Consider the following 18,762-nt stretch of genomic DNA (forward strand, 5'->3'; position numbering starts at 1 on the left):
CGGAGTGGCCTTGTAATAAAGTGGCGGATCTCCTGCCGTGGAATGTGGATCTTACCACTGAATAACCGTCAATACGGCGCTGCCTTTACGCTTACGATATTCCGATGGTCCTGCTCAATCAGGTTGTTCAGATATTTACTCTGCCTGATGGTGATGGTTTCTTCTTCAGGTTTACTGGCGTTGAGTGTGGCCAGCGCCGCCGTGTTGGCACCGCTTTTATCGATGGTCACGACCTCAGGCTCACCATGGAGGTGAATGGCCTTGCGAAAGAAGCGCAAGGCAGCCGCAGCGTCACGTCTGGCGGTCAACAGGAAGTCGACCGTCTGACCTGAAGTATCGACAGCACGGTACAGATATTTCCACTGGCCTTTGATTTTTATGTAGGTTTCATCCATTCGCCACCGGCGACCCAACTTGCGTTTATGTCGGCGAAAGGCCTTATCCAGGAGCGGTACCAGGCGGAGGACCCAGCGGTGAAGCGTCGAATGGTCAACGATAACCCCACGCTCAGCCATCATCTCTTCGATATTGCGCAGGCTCAGGGAATAAGCCAGATACCATCGGACACACTGAGCAATAACATCGACGGGATAATGCAGGCGTTTGAAGGCGTTTCGGATCAGAAGCATCGTCAGGCAACATCACAAAAAAACAGAATGTTACCTGACTCCGCCTTAATGCGACAGAACCCGATAATGCCCTTTTCTCTTTTTAACATTCACCAACGTGACATTTTAAAATTGGAAACCAGGATAACATTTCAACTTCACGTATACATTTTTAACTATTTCAATGTGACAGAGAAGGTGCCATGCCCCCTCCTTTAAATAGCGTGTAACTTTGCCTTAAATTTAATGACCTTATTAACCAGACGAAGTCTTTCGCTCCAGTCATTGGCGTAATACATCGGAGTATGCCTGACCCTAGACATTTTCATCGTCAACGCATTTACGGTATAGACCGAGGCCAGCAGTCCCAATAGTGCAAGCTGGATAAAACACATATCAGCAGCCAAAGGATCGATATTTGTACACCGGATTTAGTCTCCAGGGTCCCCGGGGCGGGTCGCTGCAGAAGCGCCCCCTTCTTCTGATAGGTGTCCGAATGATACCGAAGCTGTTCTGGCATAAGTTAGTTTAACTTGCTTCGCTGGCGTAAAGGTAAAAACAGACTGATTATTATTTTTAGTGGGGGTGAAATATTCGTTAAATAAATTTATTTTGCTTGCATCCATTTTATGTTTGTAATGGCTTTTAGAAACAAATTTGCCAATTTCATTATTGGTGCCTGCGCTATCTGTTCCATTCATTTTCATCAAAAAGTCAGAACCATTAACCTGATACAGATAAGTGCCATTTTCATCCACATGCACATAGACCACATGGTCATAAACCACAGTTCCATCCGATTGGCGTTCCCCAACATGCATAAAACCTGATTCGGTGATATTTGCGTCAGAAAAATTTGTCATCGGTAATTTATTTTGCAAATCAAAAGCTTTACGGTATTTATCAGAACCCATAATTTCACCATTTCCGTCTCGTCTGGCTACTTCGTCTATCAACCATTTGTGCTCCTGTGAGTTAATAACTCCGGCTTCTTTTGCATCATTGATGGCACCCCTGTAGCATACCTGACTGTAGCCAGAAGGGTCTATCTTACTGGCTCTGTTAATATTATCATCCAATTCATTAGCGCTTATTTTTTTAATCCATATGTATGACTCAGTTGAAACATTGTGGGTAACAGCATCTAGTTTCTGGTTACTTACCGTCGAAAACTCTACGTCCTCATCACTTTTTTCATACCCTCCATTTGCTTTATTTTTTATTTGTACTCTTTTTATCACAAAATTAGCCATATCGTTGTATTTACTAAACTCAACATAGCCATAATTAGGGTCAAAGAAACTGTATATATAATTACCCGAATCTCCTTTCCTTCTTGACAGCAATACAACGTGCTTGTTTATGCCGGAATCCCCATCTTTAAGCTCGAGGCGAACAGAGATGGCCTCATCTGTACTACCGGGGAAAAGCGTTCGCTCTGATGTTTCGAGTGCTGATAATCTCACTCCAGCCATGACCTCCCCTTTAATACCTGACTGGCCACGCAGTCTGCCTAAGCTCGCGCCTAAGGCATTGTCGGGTTCATCAAACAGACCCGTCAGGCTACGGGCAAGCTCATTTCCCCTGCCTTCTCTCTGAGCCCGGGCCATAAGAATGGTTGCAGGTTCACATTCTCCCTTGCTTTTACTTCTTAGATAAGCTCCCTGTGGAGAAACCTCTCCACCAGTAGCGTTATAGTTTTTCTTTGCACTGTTAACCCATTCTTGTCCCCTTATTACCTGTTTGCGCGCCTGATCCTCCCAGAACTGGTCGTGTGCCTTTTTCCATAGAGCCCCTTTTTGTCTGTGGGTCAACGTTTGACCTTCAAGTGTTCCCAATTTTAAGCCTTCGATTTTCTTACTCAGGTTGAGACTGTCAAACTGACTGAATTCATCATAATTATATTCACGTTCGCCGGCCTCAAAGTCGCGGCGGGACCCCTGCTGAGCAGCTGTTGCTGTTGAGTCTGGTTCCAGAGAGTATATCATGTACTTATTATCCTTTATTGATTTTAACTCCGGACCCTGACTACTTACACCATTATGGTTTCTATATGTTCTTCCGTTTAATTGAACACTCTTACTCCTCCCACCGGCGTTTTGTAACCTGTACGCTAATAAATGGAGTTTACTTCCCCTCTCCCAAGTGGCTCCGTTATCCCTTGATATTTCAATTTCCCCATTATTTACTCTACCGAGCATTTCTGTCTCACCTACTTTGAATGTCCGTGCTTGCATTGTCGAACTAACAGAAGGCTCTGGGGGACTATTGTGGATGGTTTCAAGCTGCTCCAGTGAGGCACTTTCTTCCATCGTTTTCCCGAGTTTTAACTCGGATGACATGTTCTTTGCCGTAACATATGCATTCTTAACGCTCATACCACTGGCCAACAATGCCTGATAAATGGCAAGTGGTTCACCCGTGTCTACGGCTGTCTTAATGCTTCTGCCCAAGTCAGCTAAATCAATTGTTTTTTCTCCTATTAGCATGAGGTATTTCACCCCTTTCTCTCCAACCTTGCTAAATTTTCCGACACGAACTGCAACTTTCCCACTGGGAAAGCAACTCATTAGCAGACCTGCCGTATCTAACGGGTCTGGAGTTTTACCTTCTACCAAATCGGCTCCGATAGTAGCTGCGGATTGTACTACATTGAGGACAGCACCGGCTGGGGTTAAGCTAACGATCGCTCCCGTGGTGACATCAAACCATGACCCAATGTTTTCTGCCTTCTCGACTTTTTCATTTGTCTCTCGTATGGAATCATTATTCATAGCGCTCACTATTATCTGCCCTTGTCCTCCCAATGTTGAAAACGGATGTGCAATAATTCTCAAATATTCTGAGAAAGATTTTCCTGCCCATGTGTAACGAAATCTATGTTCAGCTTCGGGTACACGAACAACCTTATTCGATAATTTAGAACCACGAATTGCTTTTTTAAGTACATGCCTATTGTGGTTTACATGCGGTTCGTTATTATATTTTTCTTTGGAGACTTCGTAAAGATGCTCGGAAAGATTGAAAATATTCATTGGTTTATTATTGCCATTGAATTTATTTTCAAGATTTGAGCCGGCGGATAATTCAACCGGAATGTCGCTTGGGTTGGCGGTGTAGGTATAAAAATTTTTATCGTCATTTAGATTAACGAGAATACCTTTTTTGGTGTCAGGCTTATCAGGAATAAAAAAAGTGTTGGCTAATTTCAAACCATCAATATAAACGGGGGTAACCGCGTCCTTTCCAATTCTCGCAAGATAAGCATTATGAAGAATATCGTTAGGAAAAGAATTACTCGCTATTATTTTTTCCAGCGAGTAATTGATGGCTTGCAGATAAGTGCATTTTTTTGCATCTTCGCTAAGTTTTTTGTACTGATCATCAGAATTCGCTTCATCTGATGTATCATAACGAGATAGGGTGATTGAGTTATTACGGGCGCTGGTAATTTTATAGGTCACTTTTAATTGACTACCTGCTCTCACCCAGAGTCTATTCCTATATTTAGAGTTAAGTGGCTTAATGTCGTCCACATTCCTTTCCCCAGCCATAACATCCGGAATGCTTTCATTGATTTGATTACATATATCCTCTATGGCATCGGATGGAATTTGTTTTTTCGATGAAAAAGAATATTCTAGTTGTTTGTTATCGCTATTGGTAACGGTGATTTTCACTATTTTATTCATAAAACTGAAATCGTCATTTTCAAACGTTAACGCCTGGCTCGGTCCTGGAGAATTAAACCACTCGCTATCTTCTATTTCACAGCTTACACTTATTCCTTGGCGTTTACTTATCCAGAGTTCATTAAGATTATGCGAAGCGATGGGGGTGATTTCATCATCTTTTTCTTGCCCAGCTCGAACACCCGGAATGGTGTTGTTAATTTTCTTACATATATCTTCTATGGCACTGTACGGACTTTCTTTGTTCGATGTGAAATAATATTCACATTTATTACCACTATTATCAGTGACAGTAATTTTTACCGTTTTGTTAATAAAGCTGAATTTGGGCTCAAAATTCAGCGCCGAACGCAACTTTGTGGCATTCACCCATAGCCTACCATCATCATTAACCAACTGATTTAACTCCTGACCTTGACCAGGGCTTTTCCGCCATGGACTAAAATTCTGAGACTGGAAGCTATCCCCATAAAATGCCCTGTCAAGATGTTCATCAAATTCCTCTGCTCTTCGGTTACGCTTATTCCCCAGAGAAGCAGCGGTCTCTTCATTGTTCTTGTCGGTATCCGCCGTTTCGCCCGGGGTGGTACTCGCTCGAACCATTGCTTCTTCCTCGGCCCCCCCCGCGGCCTCCTCATTGGTGGCAGCAATATTTCCATTTTCCACCTCATCGACTGGGGAGGGGAGCGCCTCGTCGCTTTGCGTTATTCCCTCTTCCAATGTGGGGGTGGTACTCGCTCGAACCATTGCTTCTTCCTCAGCCCCCCCCGCGGCCTCCTCATTGGTGGCAGCAACATTTCCATTTTCCACCTCATCGACGGGGGAGGGGAGCGCCTCGTCGTTTTGCGTTATTACCTCTTCCGATGTGGGAGTGGTAATCTGCTCAGCGGTATTCCTCACAAGCTGATTGACGGCCACATCTACCACCGTAATCGGCGTACCGATCAACACCTCCTCACCCGCTTTTTTAAGCGTGTCGCCCAGCCCCTTATTATACAGCCCCCAGACATTTAATCCGGCCGCAAGTCCTGTTTTACCTGCCTGCGGCAGCGCAAATTTGAGGATACGTAGTCCCTGAGTCAAGGTACGCCGCAGCGCAAGCGTCCGGTAAACCTCCCATGGGAAAGGGTTGCCCGGATCAACGGATTCAGCCACACGTCGGTAATCCTTCCAGTACGTCACCGGGCTCGCTAGCACTTTCAGAATACTTAGATTGGGTATCCACATATTGCGAAAATCAGTGGTGGCTAACCGTCCCCAGTTCCCACTCACGCCAGAGTAAATCAGTCTCCCTGGCAAGGATTTTTGCCCACTTTTTGCCAGATATTCAGCCATGCCGGGAACATCCTGCAAAATATCAGCGGTGGATTCCCCCCGTAACATCGTCCCCTCTCGTGCTTCCCGGTAAGCCGCATTGGCTCGGATAACCATCTGGTCACCGGCTGGGGAACGTGCCTTGGTAAAGTGCTGCGCCACTTCCTGACGAATTAGCGCCTCGACGGTCTGGTCAAACGTTTTCGGAGATATTTCAGGGAATTGTTGAATAAACTGAGCCCGTTTTTCATTAAAAAAATTCCCTATATAGCGGGCAATACGCCAGTCGGTAGAGAATAAATTCAGGGATTTCCCGGTCTCCAGCACGATGACCTGCCCCAACTCTTTGCGAGCGTTCCTGGCCTCTTCCAATACCTGGGTCATATATCCCTGTATTTTTACTGAGATACCACCGGACAGGGGGGTGTTTTCCATCTGATTGTCCAGTTTTTTCGCCGCCGTCTTAAACGTCTTCAGCGCCGTCTTTATCTTTTGCTCAAAAGATTGTATCGATTTCGTTTCCTCATAAACGCGTGTTAATCTTTTTATCTCCGACTCAAATGCCTCCTCTCGCGCATCCAACCACTGACGGGCCTGACGCCAATCATTGAGTCGTGCTTGTCTAGCCTCTGCGTCTTCCGGGGACGTTATCATCACGGCACCGCATTTAGTCAGATAGTCTGAGATGGCCGGCAGTAAAAAACTGGCCGCTATTCTCATCTGTTCATAGAGCTTAATGTCACCATCAGAGAGGGATGAAATTCCCTTCGTCAGGCCGTAAATACCGGTTTGTGTCGTCCTTTTCACTCCCCCCCCCACACGCCTCGGCAGAGCGGCGACCGCTGGCAACACCTGATGACGTATTTTTTTAAAGTACGAGCCTGACGTCTGCTTAATTCCGCTCCAGGCCTCTTTCCACTGTTTCTCTGTGGAGGGAAGCTTCTGTGCCAAATTCGTCAGATTTTTTTCCGTCTTTTTAATAAAAGCTGGCGCGGGCAGTATCTGCTTCTTGAGAGATATCACCCGCAATTTCACTCGAAAAAGCAAGGGTGACAGGTCTTCGACGGCTGCCTTGAGAGCGCTGGGTTCGGGACGATCGACATCGACTAAATCCGGCAGCTGTTGTAGGAACTGTTCCGCCTCTTCCCAGGCTGTGGCTATAGCGCTGCCCGTGGCCTTGAGATTAGCCACCAGTTCAATTATCTCCCCCTCCGGTGGGGTATTTTCCCCGTCGGACTCCAGCGCGCCACGGGCCAGAGGCAGGTAAACCGTAGCCTGCACCATGGCGTCCGTCCCTAGCTTCGTCAGGGAGATGGCTTTACGCATCAGCAGTTTCTGTTTACCGGAATGCGCCTCCATGCTTTTCAGCGCGTCAATCACTTTCCGCAGGGCATTGGCAGTCCCGGTTACAGATGCCTCAGCATCCCCGACGATAGGGGTAAGCAAATTCTGGAGGGTATCCAGAGAGCCCATATCCACCAGTAACTCCTGGATGTTATGCCCTTTCAGCTTCCGGAATTCCTGTAGCATTGGCAACTGCGACTGATACGCACGAAAAAGGTCATGATAAACACCTTCCTCACCGCCAGCCAGCAGGAAATCATCATCCACATATGCAGTATCGGAATCCTCCACGTTAATCTGTTTATCGGCCTCGACATTGGAGGTTTTGCTTTGATTTTTATCGGAATAAGAGTGCATTGATATATTTCCTGGGAACTGTTGCTAAAACAGAATCGCTGGTTTGACCTACGGTATCCAACGCACGGTACAGGTATTTCCACTGCCCTTTGATTGTAATGTCGGTTTCGTCCATTCGCCACCGACGGCCCACGGTACGTTTATGTCGCGGTTCTGTCGCATTAACGGCAGCGGCTCGGCAGAGGGCTCTGTCGCATTAGCGTAGGCAAGTCAGCAAACATTGCGCTGCCGATATTTTAGGCAGCCAACAGATAAAATTGTTCCGCCGGTGATAAATGCTCTCCGCCGGGACGCTGATATTGCCCTTTACGTATCATATGCACTAACTCAATGCCCGCCAGTATCGTCTGCGCTCGCCGAAATGATTTGAACCCCAGCATCGGCCGTATTCGCCGTTTGATATTCCGATGGTCCTGCTCAATCGTAAGCGTCATCCCAGCACCGTCTGGCGAATATCTGACGCATTCGACAAAGTAGTTCCCACCAAATAGTAGTGTAGTAGTGGGAACCAAAATGTCATATATCCAGAAAAATGGTATTGCAGGCAGGCGAAAAGGCTGCCCCAACTATCCTCTTGAATTTAAACAACGGCTTGTTGCCGCCTCCTGTGAACCCGACGTCTCTATCTCAAAACTGGCTCTGGACAATGGTATCAATGCCAATCTGTTGTTTAAATGGCGTCAACACTGGCGACAAGGGAAACTTCAACTATCGTCATCGCCGGAAGTCAATATGCCCGAGTTACTCCCGATAACGCTTGATGCTGAAATCGAAAATACTCATAAACTCTCGCCACCCCCTGCGGAGTCAGAAACGCTCCCACTTTCCTGCGAGATAACGTTCCGGCACGGTACACTCCGCCTGAATGGCACCGTCAGCGAAAATCTGCTGGCCATGCTGATACAGGAGCTCAAACGATGATCTCGCTGCCGGCGGGCACAAAAATCTGGTTGGTGGCTGGCATTACCGACATGAGAAATGGCTTCAATGGTCTGGCTGCCAAGGTGCAAACCGCGTTGAAAGATGATCCGCTGTCTGGCCACGTCTTTATCTTCCGGGGGCGTAGCGGCAGCCAGGTCAAACTCCTCTGGTCCACCGGTGATGGACTGTGCCTACTGACAAAACGGTTGGAACGAGGTCGCTTCGCCTGGCCCTCCGCTCGCGATGGGAACGTGTTCCTGACGCCAGCGCAACTCGCAATGCTGATGGAAGGCATCGATTGGCGACATCCCAAACGTTTGCTTAACTCACTGACCATGTTGTAAAAAAGCATTATCCCGGTAACATGCCTGGGTATGGAAAATAGGCTTCCCGATGACATCGAACAGTTAAAGCGCCTTCTTGCCGAGCAGGAGGTGTTAAACCGCGCCTTGCAGGCAAAGCTTGAAGAACGTGAGCGGGAAATCGATCGGCTGCTGTCGCAGCTGGACAAGCTCCGGCGAATGAACTTCGGCAGCCAGTCCGAAAAAATAAGTCGTCGCATCGCGCAGACAGAAGCAGAACTGAAGGCACTCCAGCAGGACAATGACGCCATCACCGGTCGGGTGGATGATCCGGAAGTCCCTCGGCCGCTTCGTCAGACCCGCACGCGCAAACCGTTCCCTGAATCACTTCCTCGTGATGAAAAACGTCTGTTGCCAGCAGAAACCTGCTGCCCGGACTGTGGTGGCGTACTGTCATATCTGGGAGAGGATGCGGCTGAGCAACTGGAGCTGATGCGCAGTGCCTTCCGGGTGATCCGCACCGTGCGGGAAAAACATGCTTGCCGACGGTGCGATCGCATCGTCCAGGCCGCGGCGCCTTCACGTCCTATAGAGAACGTGATCGCCGACTGGCCGGTAAACAGAGTTGGCGAGCTCCTACCTTGGCGAGTAACCCTGCCAACAGAATAAGCTACCTGTCCGCTGTCAATACGGCCGTCGCTGTACGCTTACCAACGTCGTGCCTGCAGGCTCACAGGTTTATCCCTGTCGACCTGCCGCTATGAGGCTCAGCGCCCGGCTGCAGATGCGCATTTATCAGGGCGCATCACTGAGCTGGCACTGGAGCGCAGGCGTTTTGGCTACCGTCGCGCATCTGGCAGTTGCTGCGCCGTGAAGGGCTGCATGCTAATCATAAGCGCGTGTACAGGCTTTATCACCTCAGTAGCCTGGGCGTAAAACGCAGAAGACGTCGTAAAGGGCTGGCAACAGAACGTCTGCCGCTGCTCCGCCCGGCGGCGCCCAATCTGACCTGGTCGATGGATTTCGTCATGGACGCATTGGCCACCGGTCGCAGGATCAAGTGCCTTACCTGCGTAGACGACTTCACGAAGGAATGCCTGACGGTCACTGTTGCCTTTGGGATTTCAGGCGTGCAGGTCACGCATATTCTGGACAGCATTGCGCTGTTTCGCGGCTATCCGGCGACGATAAGAACTGATCAGGGCCCGGAATTTACCTGCCGCGCGCTCGATCAATGGGCCTTTGAGCATGGCGTGGAGCTGCGACTTATCCAGCCCGGCAAGCCGACACAGAACGGATTTATTGAGAGTTTTAACGGACGCTTTCGCGATGAATGCCTGAATGAACACTGGTTCAGTGACGTCAGTCATGCCAGGAAAACCATCAGTGAATGGCGTCAGGATTATAATGAGTGCCGCCCGCACTCCGCGCTGAATTATCAGACGCCGTCTGAATTTGCGGCGGCCTGGAGAAAGGGTAATTCTGATAGTGAAGGATGACCCTGACCCAAAATCCTGTTCCATTCAGAAACAGAATTCCGGCATGATAAACACTCCCCTGAACGGAGGTGGTGCCGATGAAAAAGTCACGATTCACCGAAGAGCAGATTGTCTTTGCCCTCAAGCAGGCCAAACTGGGTACATCCGTGCCGGACGTCTGTCGCAAGCTGGGCATTTCTGATGCCACGTTCTATACGTGGCGTAAAAAATACGGCGGCATTTCTCCTTCGGAGCTGAAGCATATGCGGCAACTGGAGGAGGAAAATCTGCGGCTGAAGAAGCTGGTTGCCGATCTGAGCCTTGACAAGGCGATGCTGCAGGACGTGCTGGCAAAAAAGAGCTGACGCTGGCACGCCTGCGCGAATGGGTCAGGGATTTGCAAGCCCGCTACGGTGCCAGTGAGAGACAGGTCTGTTTTGCGCTGCGGGTCAGCCGCAGCTCGTTTCGTTATCGTTCTGTGGCCGCCGACGACAGGGCACTGCGGCTGCGCATCCGTGAGATAACCGAAACCCGGGTGCATTACGGGTACCGCCGGGTACATGTGATGCTCAGGCGGGAAGGCTGGCGCGATAATCACAAAAGAATCTACCGACTCTACTGTGAGCAGGGTCTGTCGCTGCGCCTCAAACGGCCACGCCGTAATAAATCGGCACAACGCCGCCAGCCACAGCCTCAGGGTCTGTATTCGAATCACATCTGGGGCATGGATTTTGTCTCTGATGCGTTGTTTGACGGGCGACGGCTGCGCCTGCTGACGGTTATCGACCTGTACACCCGCGAATGCCTGGGGATCTGCGTGGGGCAGAATTTGCGTTCAACAGAAGTGGCAGAAATGCTGAACAGCATAGCGCTCAGACGTCCTTTACCTCAGTTGCTGAAAACCGATAATGGTTCTGAATTTGCAGGGAAAATGCTGGACAGATGGGTGTACGAAAGAGGCATCAGAATCGACTTCTCACGCCCGGGAACACCGACGGACAATGCGACGGTGGAGTCCTTCAACGGCAGGTTACGGCAGGAATGTCTGAACGAGAACTGGTTTATGTCTTTGGAGGATGCCCGGTGCAAAATCGAGGCCTGGCGCATACACTATAACCAGAGGCGTCCCCATTCTGCGCTGGGCTGGATGACCCCGTCAGAATTTGCTGAGAAGTCTGCCGGTTGCCAGAATACACAACCAACATGAAGCCGGTTATTCCTGATTATGACTGGATCATATTCGGGGTCAGGGTCACAGATCCGACATTACTAAGTGAGCGTTGTATCTAATCCTGGGGGCAGGTCACCATGATAAATCCCTGCCCATTGAGGGGGGCGTGGTCTTGGTCATCGCGTTGAGCTCAGAGGCGAATCAATGCGTAAACCGATCAGACGAGTTAAAAACTAAAGTAAGAAATAACCAGCGCGAGAAGAGTGATCGAAATCGCCAGAATCACCGATCGAAATCATCGGAATACGCATGACCAACAACAAAACAACTCCCGGTTGATGTGGGTCTTTCTGCTAAACTGTTAAAATCGCGTTCATCATTGAGCTAACCGCATGTTAACGGAGTCCTTGCGCGCCCCGCAACAATGTGACGCTCGTGATAAAGTATCCGTAATCAACCATGCATATTCCTTAATTCGAGGTTATTTAAGATGAGTAATGATTATACCGAGATCTCCTGGCATGACAGTACTGCGGGAACTTCAAAAATAAAAAGCACGCAGGACCTAGGCAATCAAACCGTTGAAGTGGAGGCATTACACCTTCCCATGGGGCGCTACCGTAAAATTGAAGTGCATATTCAGAATGAAGCTGAAAGGCGCACATCGGTGGAAACATCACTAACAATCAATAATATAAAGGCAAAAGACGATGTGCATCAAGTCTACACGCACCATGAGGACCTGTGGCATAGCGATTCAAAAATTTACAGCTACACAGTGAGTGAGGAAGATCGGCGGGTGCCAACCGACATTGTTCTCAAAGGTTATATATCATCAGCCAATCTGATCAAAGGCGGAGGGGCGACCATCATCCTTCGCGGCTATTTTTACACCTCGTGATGTCGTTACATTGACAATGTTTCAACACCTTCCGCCACCGGTGGCGTTTCTTTATTATTCTGGTTTCGGGCCAGGTGATATCTGGCGCATCTTCTGGGTTGATGCGACTTAGTAGCACTCAGTAGGTTTTCCAGGAGGTCAGCTGTGGGTTGTGTCGCATTAACGGCCATAGACCAGCAAAAGTTGCGCGGCCTGTTTTTCAGGCGGCCAACACGTAAAATTGCTCTGCCGGTGACAATCCCTCACTTTGCGGATGCTGAAACTGCCCTTTCCGTATCATGTGGATTAACTCAATGCCTGCCAGTATCGTTTGTGCTCGCCGGAATGATTTGAACCCCAGCATCGGTCGAGTTCGCCGTTTGATATTTCGATGATCCTGTTCCACCAGGTTGTTCAGGTATTTACTCTGCCTGATGGTGATCGTCTCTTCATCAGGTTTACCGGCGTTGAGTGTGGCCAGCGCCGCCGTGTTGGCACCGCTTTTATCGATGGTCTCGACCTCAGACTCACCGTGGTGGCGAATGGCTTTGCGAAAGAAGCGCAAGGCAGTCGCAGCGTCACGTCTGGCGGTCAACAGGAAGTCGATCGTCTGACCTGAAGTATCGACAGCACGGTACAGATATTTACACTGGCCTTTGATTTTTATGTAGGTTTCATCCATTCGCCACCGGCGACCCACTGTGCGTTTACGCCGACGAAAGGCTTTATCCAGTAACGGTACCAGGCGGATGACCCAGCGGTGCAGCGTCGAATGGTCAACGACAACCCCACGCTCAGCCATCATCTCTTCGATATTGCGCAGGCTCAGGGAATAAGCCAGATACCATCGGACACACTGAGCAATAACATCGACGGGATAATGCAAGCGTTTGAAGGCGTTTCGGATCAGAAGCATCGTCAGGCAACATCACAAAAAAACAGTATGTTACCTGACGCCGCCTTAATGCGACACAACCCCAGGGCGCAGAACGCCAGATGGCTGAGCGCTGAGGTAGTGTTCTCTGTGGTAACGGATTCGGTTTTATCTAACAATGGCTACCCTGCCCGTTGACGCAAAGGATTAGTGGCGGATCTGCGCGAGATCGTCAGCGGTCAGACCGGTCATCTTCATGACAGAATCGCGATCGAGGCCATTGGCCAGCATGGCACGGGCAATTTTCAGTGAGGCTTCACGCTCACCTTTTTCCATACCGCGCTGTTCACCTAATTGGATACCCTGCTCGATACCTTTCTGGATACCCTTCTCGATACCTTTTTGTTCAAGCTGTTGTGCGATGGTCATCAGTTCATCCTCATGTTGCGGTAAAGTGAGCGGCAAGGGACAGCAAGTGGGTGACGGCTAACCTAACGCCTCAAAAATCATATCCATCGTGAAGCCCTTATACTGAAGATGCCTGATTTGTTTGTTTTTTTCCTTTGGGTCCGCGGGTAACGCTTCACCGAATTTTTTGGTGCGTGTTTCTTTAGTTAATTGATACCAGTCAACCTCACTTTTATCAATTTCTTGTTCTATCAGTGCCGCTGGAAATCCTTTCTGGCGCATTTCTTGTTTTATTCGCGTGGGACCGTGCATTTTTTTAACGTGTTTATCAAAAATATAAGAGAGTAATTGGGCATCATTGAGCACGTGGTTATCGGTCAGGCGGTGTAAACCTGCCGAAAGCGTGATGGTGCACAGCGAACAGGGGAAGGACTGTCGACAAAAGAGATCTTACGGTGCCTCAAACGCTATATCGTCAGAGAGCTTTATCCGCTTATTTTAACTGATTTGGGGCGAACCCATCTGCGGCCGTTGACATAGGAGCGTCAATGCTGTGGCAGAATCGTTCTTCAGTTCGCTAAAAAAAGAACGTGTCAGAAAGCGAATATATAAAACCCGGGACATGGCCCGGGCGGATATCTTCGATTACATTGAAGTGTTCTACAACCGTACCCGGCACCACAGCCATCTCGGTGGCGTCAGTCCTGAGGCCTTCGAAAAGGCCTCGCCGTGAGGACAGAAAATGAGTAGCTCCAACATCCAATGAATTAGCAACAGTTATAAAGGCAGGGCCTTACGCGAGCGTAAATAATATGTCTGGCGTAAACATAAACAACAATACGAGTAAGCTCACTAAAAATAACGCTGGACCACAAGGGACAGGTAAATCGGCAACGGGAGTTTCGGATGCTAAACAAAATGAAAATGGCACACTGGTCAGAGACTCTGAGCATCGGGAGTTTTTAAATAAATATGACAAGGAATATACTAATGAAGAGATAAGAGATAAGAGATAAGAGATAAGGACATGATACGTAATAAAAATAATGTAAGACAGGTCTTTGAAGAGGCAAAAAAAACAAGGATACAAAACGTGCTGCAGACATGTTAGTTATTAACCCTAATGCGAACGTTAAGCTTTCCACTATACTAGATATGATGACGAAGAATCCCAAGTTTAATCAATATGATACGTTAGTTGTTGTCGCCTGCCGGGAAAAAATGAACACTTTTAGAACTGCTAAAACTCACCATTATAAAGGAACGGAAAATTCTAAAAATACGCAGGGTATAGAGAATCGCCCTACTCTTGACAATAAATTTATCATGGTGCGCATGGTGCTGATTAAAAATGCCATAACCAGAAGTTTTGAACTTAAAGAATATAAAGAACTTGATGAGGAAATTACGTTAGAGACAGGGCTTGACGAGAAGTCATCGGTAGAAACACAATTGGATTTTTGCACTGATGAAACCTCAAGAATGTTGAGAGAAATCACATCTAATAATGATAAAGAATTTTTTAGAAATGAAATGAGCTCCACCACCTCGGTTGGAGTAGGGGTTTTACACCTAGTGAAGGACCTTATGAATAAAAATGGGTATACTAATCTTAGGGAGCGTAGGATAGAGATTTCATACCAAGATGGAAGAAGTACGTATTATTATGCTGTTGTTGGTACAAAAAATGGCCAGGATTTCGTCTTTGACTTGCTGGCAGGACGAAGTAGTTACTATGGAATAGAGAATATGAATATAGCTTTGTTTTTACCTGAAAATAAATGGAAGGACAAATATGACGCTAAGTTTAAAGATAAATATAGTGATAAAACGTAAGTCTACAACAAGACACATTGGTACTGCTCAGTGCCTTGGAAAGCATTCATCTGTAATGCGGGTTCTGTTGCATTAGGGACCCTGTAAATAATTCTGTGTAACTACCACCGTATTAAAGGTGATCGCTCAGGCGGTCACCAAACTCGATAATAAAACGGCTTGAATCGCCACGGATAATCTAAATAGCTGTTCCTAATAGCGCTACACTTTAGCCGCCCCATGTTTTCCACCGGGGAATGGGCTGACGGTATCCATAAAGTGACGAACCTTTTTCAACAGTTGCCACATCGAGCGGCACTGGTGATTTCGGGTTATTATCTCATGAAGCGCCTGCCACAACCGTAAGCACGCGGTGAACTCACATTGTTAATCCTTGTGCGACTCGGCACGCTTGAACCTCATTGTTCACTACGCAGGTTCCCCCATGCCAAAATCTCGCCATACCATCCAACAACAGCAGCAACATGTCGCCGACTGGCAACTCAGCGGCCTGTCCCGCACTCAGTACAGCCTGCAACACCATCTCAATGTCAAAACCTTTTGCAACTGGGTCGGCAAGTGGACCAAAATCCCAACGTCACCGGCCGCCGAACCCCCTTTTATTCCGGCGACGGCTGCCCCTGAAGAGGCGCCGTTATCCCTCCCCAACATAGACCGGCATATGCCCGCCATTACCCTGAATTTAAAACGGTGCTCCATCACCTGCCAGCCCAGCCAGTTGCCAGCCATCATGGCGGAGCTCAACCTATGCTGATGCCTCATGCCATCTGGCTGGCCCGTGAGCCGACCGATATGCGCCGGGGTATTGATACCCTGACCCGGCTGACCGATGAGTACTTGCCTTCGCCCTTACTGGGGTTCCGCGCCTATTTCCTCCATAAGTTCCACCTTGAACATAAAAATCATTATTTATCATGTTGTTATTGAGTTTATTCGTGTTCAGTCTCTTCTTCATCGTTCAGCGGATCAACACCTTCCAGAAGACTATCCAGACTTGTGATTGCTGCTTTCTCTTCAAATGAATAATTTCCTCCCAAAAGAATGTGCCCCCACGCTACTGGAGATAAGTTAGCCAGAATTTCTATCGCCTTTTTATTGTTTTGTTTTTCAGATTTATCGACTAGCCCTGATAATATTACTGAATTATAGTAAATAACACAATTTGCTATCAGCCTTGCACAGTCATTCCATTGGTCTATCTGGTAGTCATCACCACCACGGAATTGATTGCCATTTACTGATGCTATTGCTCTTCTCAGTTGATGATAAGCTTCACCTCTGTTCAGAGCTTGCTGAACAAATTGCCTTAACGTTTTATTATCAGCGTAATTCAGAACATAGATACATTTGATAATCCTGTCATATTCTCTGAGTGCCGCCAATGTTTTGCTGCTACGTTTTGCATTAGATAACTTTTTAACCACTGTACTTTGCACTGTCGTCTTTCTGCTTAAATAACAAATAATATGCTGTATGTTTTCCCATTCCTGTACAATAAGCTTATTATTAAATTGTTTTTTAAGCCTGATAATCAATTGTTCATCTTCTAGAATAACTTCAAACAGCTCATTAAATACTTTCTTGAACTTTGCATAACGTGGTGAAAATTGATATCAAAAAAATATCCAGTATTGCAAAATTTACGTTATTGACACCATGATTATCTGTAGCCAGTGATTTTGGTTGTATTTCACTGGAATTATTGTACAGCAGATCAAATGCGAAATATCCTTCATACTCGTTGGGAGAAATGACTACGGTTGCCAATGGTACATGATTTGACACCAGCGTCATGGCCGAAACACCTTTTCCTTTCCTAAAATATTTGGCAGAAAATCTAGCTTTGAATGTATTTATTCTGCATGTGTGCTTTTGTCCATCAACACTTCCAAATGGTGATTCTTCGTTTATTGTCCAGTATTTAAATACCGAAAGGTTTGCGATTGCATCAGACACTACCGTATTTTCTATTTCTGTTGTGTCTGGGCGAATAAACTTATCATTTACGTCACGTAGCACACCAATACTTCTGTCTGATGCCGATGCCATTCGATGAACACCATAGTTTTCACCGTTACCAAATATACAGGCAAGAAGATCATTATTGTCAGCTTCCAGATTGTTTTTTCTGGATGATACTGCATTGAAAACAGATAAAAAACCGGTCTCGTTGTTTACATATTTCATTACATCAACTATTCCTGTGTTTTTTATTTGAGTGTAAATCGGATTATCAACGCTGGTCTTCCATTTTTTACTAGCTAGGCTCCACTGTAATCTGTTTGACTGTGGCTGCTTTTTTACAAATTCATTAGCATCTGAATTTATACTGATGCTTACACGCTCCAGTTTCTCGTTAAAATCTTTTTCTAAATTAGCCAGAGTCTGCTCTATTGGCGTAATCAGCCGCTCAAGGCCGGTTTTCTCTATCAAAATTGATTTATTCTCACCCCAGTCTTCGCGCTCTATAAGGTCATCTTCCAGTCGTTTGTTTTGCTCACTCTCCGAAGCATAAAATAGTCCATTTTCCAGATGGTTAGATATCCTGTTGTACATGTGAAACTCGAATCGTGAAGTGTTAACTTCTCCTTCTTTTACGATGTAACTTTTCTCTGCTGGACGGATTATTCTCTGATCTTTAGCTTCCAGCTTACCTTTTTCTTTGAGGTCATCCCTGGCTACTTCAATCTGATGTCCGATTACTGATTTTTCTTTGTCATATACAATGTCGATAGCGATAAAAAGCTTTCTGACTGAATTGGCGATCTTAAGGTGATTACTGTCAATATATTGCCATTGATATTCAATTACATCGATTTTATTTTTATCGAAGAACTTACTGAGAACGTAGCACGCCTGTGGCGTGAGCGGCGCTGCTGCGCAGCTTCGGGTGTTTGCATGACCGGAGCTCCGCTTTATACTCTGCTCCATGCATATCCCCCGTCCCGCTAAACTTCTTTTCACCGTCGATGACGGCTGGAACCGTTACCTCGAAAAACACGGCGACAGCATCAGCCAGTGGACCCGTCTCTGCGTTGAGCGCATGCTCGCCTGCGGGACCTGCGCTATGGGTGTTCGCCGCTACTGCTGCGCCTCGCCGGACTGCACACACTCCCGCTTCTTCTGCCAGAGCTGCAAGTCAAAGGCCTGCAGCGCCTGCGGCATGAAGTCCACCGAGCCGTGGATCGCGGAGCAACAGCACGTCCTGCCCGACTGTGAATGGCAGCATATCACCTTTACCATGCCCCACCTGCTGTGGCCCTTCTTCAACGACAACTGGTCCCTGCTCAACGACCTGTTCCGCTGCGCCACCCGGGCTATGCTGACGTGGGCACGCCGGCAGGGTATTGAGGTCGGTATCTTCTACGCCCTGCATACTTACGGCCGGCAGCTCAATCAGCACCCGCATATCCACGTTTCCATCACCCGCGGTGGACTTGACGTAAAGCACGGCGTCTGGCGCAGCCTTTTCTTCAAAAAGAAGGCCGTTGAGGAAATCTGGCGGGGAGCCGTTATCCGCCTGCTGCGCGGCAGCTATGAGCGGGTCAGCCCCGGCACCCTGCCGGGACTGAGACAC

14 protein-coding genes and 8 pseudogenes are annotated in these 18,762 nt (G+C 47.6%); 12 read left to right on the top strand and 10 right to left on the bottom strand.

Annotated features, from left to right (window positions below; all coding sequences use genetic code 11):
* Positions 1 to 95: 95 nt before the first annotated feature.
* From M2407_RS25610 to M2407_RS25625, 4 genes and pseudogenes are all read right to left on the bottom strand, one after another.
* Positions 96 to 629 (bottom strand): annotated as a pseudogene (locus M2407_RS25610) (IS6 family transposase); the annotation flags it as partial.
* A gap of 410 nt (positions 630 to 1,039) precedes the next feature.
* Positions 1,040 to 7,315 (bottom strand): hypothetical protein, encoded by a 6,276-nt coding sequence (locus M2407_RS25615; RefSeq protein WP_259220190.1) that lies wholly within the window; start codon positions 7,313 to 7,315, stop codon positions 1,040 to 1,042.
* 25 nt (positions 7,316 to 7,340) lie between these two features.
* Positions 7,341 to 7,463, bottom strand: a pseudogene (locus M2407_RS25620) (DDE-type integrase/transposase/recombinase); the annotation flags it as partial.
* An 88-nt stretch (positions 7,464 to 7,551) separates the two neighbouring features.
* Positions 7,552 to 7,737: pseudogene (locus M2407_RS25625) on the bottom strand (DDE-type integrase/transposase/recombinase); the annotation flags it as partial.
* A 91-nt stretch (positions 7,738 to 7,828) separates the two neighbouring features.
* On the opposite strand from M2407_RS25625, the gene tnpA (M2407_RS25630) reads away from it, so the two are divergent.
* The 6 genes and pseudogenes from tnpA (M2407_RS25630) (at position 7,829) to M2407_RS25655 (ending at position 12,088) form a co-directional block, all read left to right on the top strand.
* Positions 7,829 to 8,236, top strand: coding sequence for an IS66-like element accessory protein TnpA (tnpA, locus tag M2407_RS25630; RefSeq protein WP_259220191.1), 408 nt, complete (start codon positions 7,829 to 7,831; stop codon positions 8,234 to 8,236).
* Positions 8,233 to 8,580: an IS66 family insertion sequence element accessory protein TnpB gene (gene tnpB / locus M2407_RS25635; protein WP_259220192.1), complete on the top strand. Its 348-nt coding sequence runs from the start codon at positions 8,233 to 8,235 to the stop codon at positions 8,578 to 8,580. Before tnpA (M2407_RS25630) ends, tnpB begins: the two co-directional genes overlap by 4 nt.
* 30 nt (positions 8,581 to 8,610) lie before the next feature.
* Positions 8,611 to 9,144: pseudogene (locus M2407_RS25640) on the top strand (IS66 family transposase zinc-finger binding domain-containing protein); the annotation flags it as partial.
* 105 nt (positions 9,145 to 9,249) lie between these two features.
* A pseudogene (locus M2407_RS25645) lies at positions 9,250 to 10,037 on the top strand (IS3 family transposase); the annotation flags it as partial.
* Between the two features lie 77 nt (positions 10,038 to 10,114).
* A protein-coding gene (locus M2407_RS25650; protein WP_409049663.1) for an IS3 family transposase occupies positions 10,115 to 11,223 on the top strand; the annotation gives its coding sequence in 2 pieces (ribosomal slippage) (positions 10,115 to 10,376 and positions 10,376 to 11,223; 1,110 coding nt in all).
* A 454-nt stretch (positions 11,224 to 11,677) separates the two neighbouring features.
* Positions 11,678 to 12,088, top strand: a complete 411-nt coding sequence (locus M2407_RS25655) for a hypothetical protein (protein ID WP_259220193.1) — start codon at positions 11,678 to 11,680, stop codon at positions 12,086 to 12,088.
* Between the two features lie 199 nt (positions 12,089 to 12,287).
* Here M2407_RS25655 and M2407_RS25660 read toward each other — a convergent pair whose 3' ends face one another.
* From M2407_RS25660 to M2407_RS25670, 3 genes and pseudogenes are all read right to left on the bottom strand, one after another.
* Complete coding sequence (locus M2407_RS25660) at positions 12,288 to 12,983, bottom strand: IS6 family transposase (RefSeq protein WP_259220194.1); 696 nt, start codon at positions 12,981 to 12,983, stop codon at positions 12,288 to 12,290.
* Positions 12,984 to 13,148: 165 nt separating this feature from the next.
* A pseudogene (locus tag M2407_RS25665) lies at positions 13,149 to 13,394 on the bottom strand (ISNCY family transposase); the annotation flags it as partial.
* Positions 13,395 to 13,427: 33 nt separating this feature from the next.
* Complete coding sequence (locus M2407_RS25670; protein WP_259220195.1) at positions 13,428 to 13,715, bottom strand: regulatory protein RecX; 288 nt, start codon at positions 13,713 to 13,715, stop codon at positions 13,428 to 13,430.
* Positions 13,716 to 13,896: 181 nt separating this feature from the next.
* Between M2407_RS25670 and M2407_RS26350 the strand changes: the two are divergent.
* From M2407_RS26350 to M2407_RS25685, 3 genes and pseudogenes are all read left to right on the top strand, one after another.
* Positions 13,897 to 14,082, top strand: a pseudogene (locus M2407_RS26350) (IS3 family transposase); the annotation flags it as partial.
* Positions 14,083 to 14,161: 79 nt separating this feature from the next.
* Complete coding sequence (locus M2407_RS25680; RefSeq protein ID WP_259220196.1) at positions 14,162 to 14,365, top strand: hypothetical protein; 204 nt, start codon at positions 14,162 to 14,164, stop codon at positions 14,363 to 14,365.
* A gap of 88 nt (positions 14,366 to 14,453) precedes the next feature.
* A complete protein-coding gene (locus tag M2407_RS25685) occupies positions 14,454 to 15,185 on the top strand; it encodes a hypothetical protein (RefSeq protein WP_259220197.1) in 732 nt (243 codons plus the stop codon).
* Between the two features lie 201 nt (positions 15,186 to 15,386).
* On the opposite strand, the pseudogene M2407_RS25690 reads toward M2407_RS25685, so the two are convergent.
* A pseudogene (locus tag M2407_RS25690) lies at positions 15,387 to 15,527 on the bottom strand (IS630 family transposase); the annotation flags it as partial.
* An 82-nt stretch (positions 15,528 to 15,609) separates the two neighbouring features.
* Between M2407_RS25690 and tnpA (M2407_RS25695) the strand changes: the two are divergent.
* Complete coding sequence (gene tnpA, locus M2407_RS25695; protein ID WP_259220198.1) at positions 15,610 to 15,939, top strand: IS66 family insertion sequence element accessory protein TnpA; 330 nt, start codon at positions 15,610 to 15,612, stop codon at positions 15,937 to 15,939.
* A complete protein-coding gene (locus M2407_RS25700; RefSeq protein WP_259220199.1) occupies positions 15,933 to 16,112 on the top strand; it encodes a hypothetical protein in 180 nt (59 codons plus the stop codon). Before tnpA (M2407_RS25695) ends, M2407_RS25700 begins: the two co-directional genes overlap by 7 nt.
* Positions 16,113 to 16,114: 2 nt before the next feature.
* Here the strand turns inward: M2407_RS25700 and M2407_RS25705 are convergent, their stop codons facing one another.
* The gene (locus M2407_RS25705) at positions 16,115 to 16,750 is read right to left on the bottom strand and encodes a Tn3 family transposase (RefSeq protein WP_310445886.1); all 636 of its coding nucleotides are present in this window, start codon (positions 16,748 to 16,750) and stop codon (positions 16,115 to 16,117) included.
* Between the two features lie 4 nt (positions 16,751 to 16,754).
* Positions 16,755 to 18,116 (bottom strand): transposase, encoded by a 1,362-nt coding sequence (locus M2407_RS25710; protein WP_259220200.1) that lies wholly within the window; start codon positions 18,114 to 18,116, stop codon positions 16,755 to 16,757.
* Here M2407_RS25710 and M2407_RS25715 point away from each other — a divergent pair.
* Positions 18,115 to 18,762 (top strand): transposase zinc-binding domain-containing protein (locus M2407_RS25715; RefSeq protein WP_259220201.1); only part of this gene is annotated, 648 nt, incomplete at its 3' end. The genes M2407_RS25710 and M2407_RS25715 overlap by 2 nt on opposite strands.

The sequence above is a fragment of the Serratia sp. BIGb0234 genome (assembly GCF_024809915.1).
In the GTDB taxonomy this organism is placed as follows: Bacteria; Pseudomonadota; Gammaproteobacteria; order Enterobacterales; family Enterobacteriaceae; genus Serratia; species Serratia liquefaciens.

Coding starts and splice junctions, on each gene's coding strand:
- M2407_RS25680 (WP_259220196.1), top strand. CDS start 14,162: ATGTCTGGCGTAAACATAAACAACAATACGAGTAAGCTCACTAAAAAT.
- M2407_RS25685 (WP_259220197.1), top strand. CDS start 14,454: ATGTTAGTTATTAACCCTAATGCGAACGTTAAGCTTTCCACTATACTA.
- tnpA (WP_259220191.1), top strand. CDS start 7,829: ATGTCATATATCCAGAAAAATGGTATTGCAGGCAGGCGAAAAGGCTGC.
- tnpA (WP_259220198.1), top strand. CDS start 15,610: ATGCCAAAATCTCGCCATACCATCCAACAACAGCAGCAACATGTCGCC.
- M2407_RS25700 (WP_259220199.1), top strand. CDS start 15,933: ATGCTGATGCCTCATGCCATCTGGCTGGCCCGTGAGCCGACCGATATG.
- tnpB (WP_259220192.1), top strand. CDS start 8,233: ATGATCTCGCTGCCGGCGGGCACAAAAATCTGGTTGGTGGCTGGCATT.
- M2407_RS25660 (WP_259220194.1), bottom strand. CDS start 12,983: ATGCTTCTGATCCGAAACGCCTTCAAACGCTTGCATTATCCCGTCGAT.
- M2407_RS25615 (WP_259220190.1), bottom strand. CDS start 7,315: ATGCACTCTTATTCCGATAAAAATCAAAGCAAAACCTCCAATGTCGAG.
- M2407_RS25710 (WP_259220200.1), bottom strand. CDS start 18,116: ATGGAGCAGAGTATAAAGCGGAGCTCCGGTCATGCAAACACCCGAAGC.
- M2407_RS25655 (WP_259220193.1), top strand. CDS start 11,678: ATGAGTAATGATTATACCGAGATCTCCTGGCATGACAGTACTGCGGGA.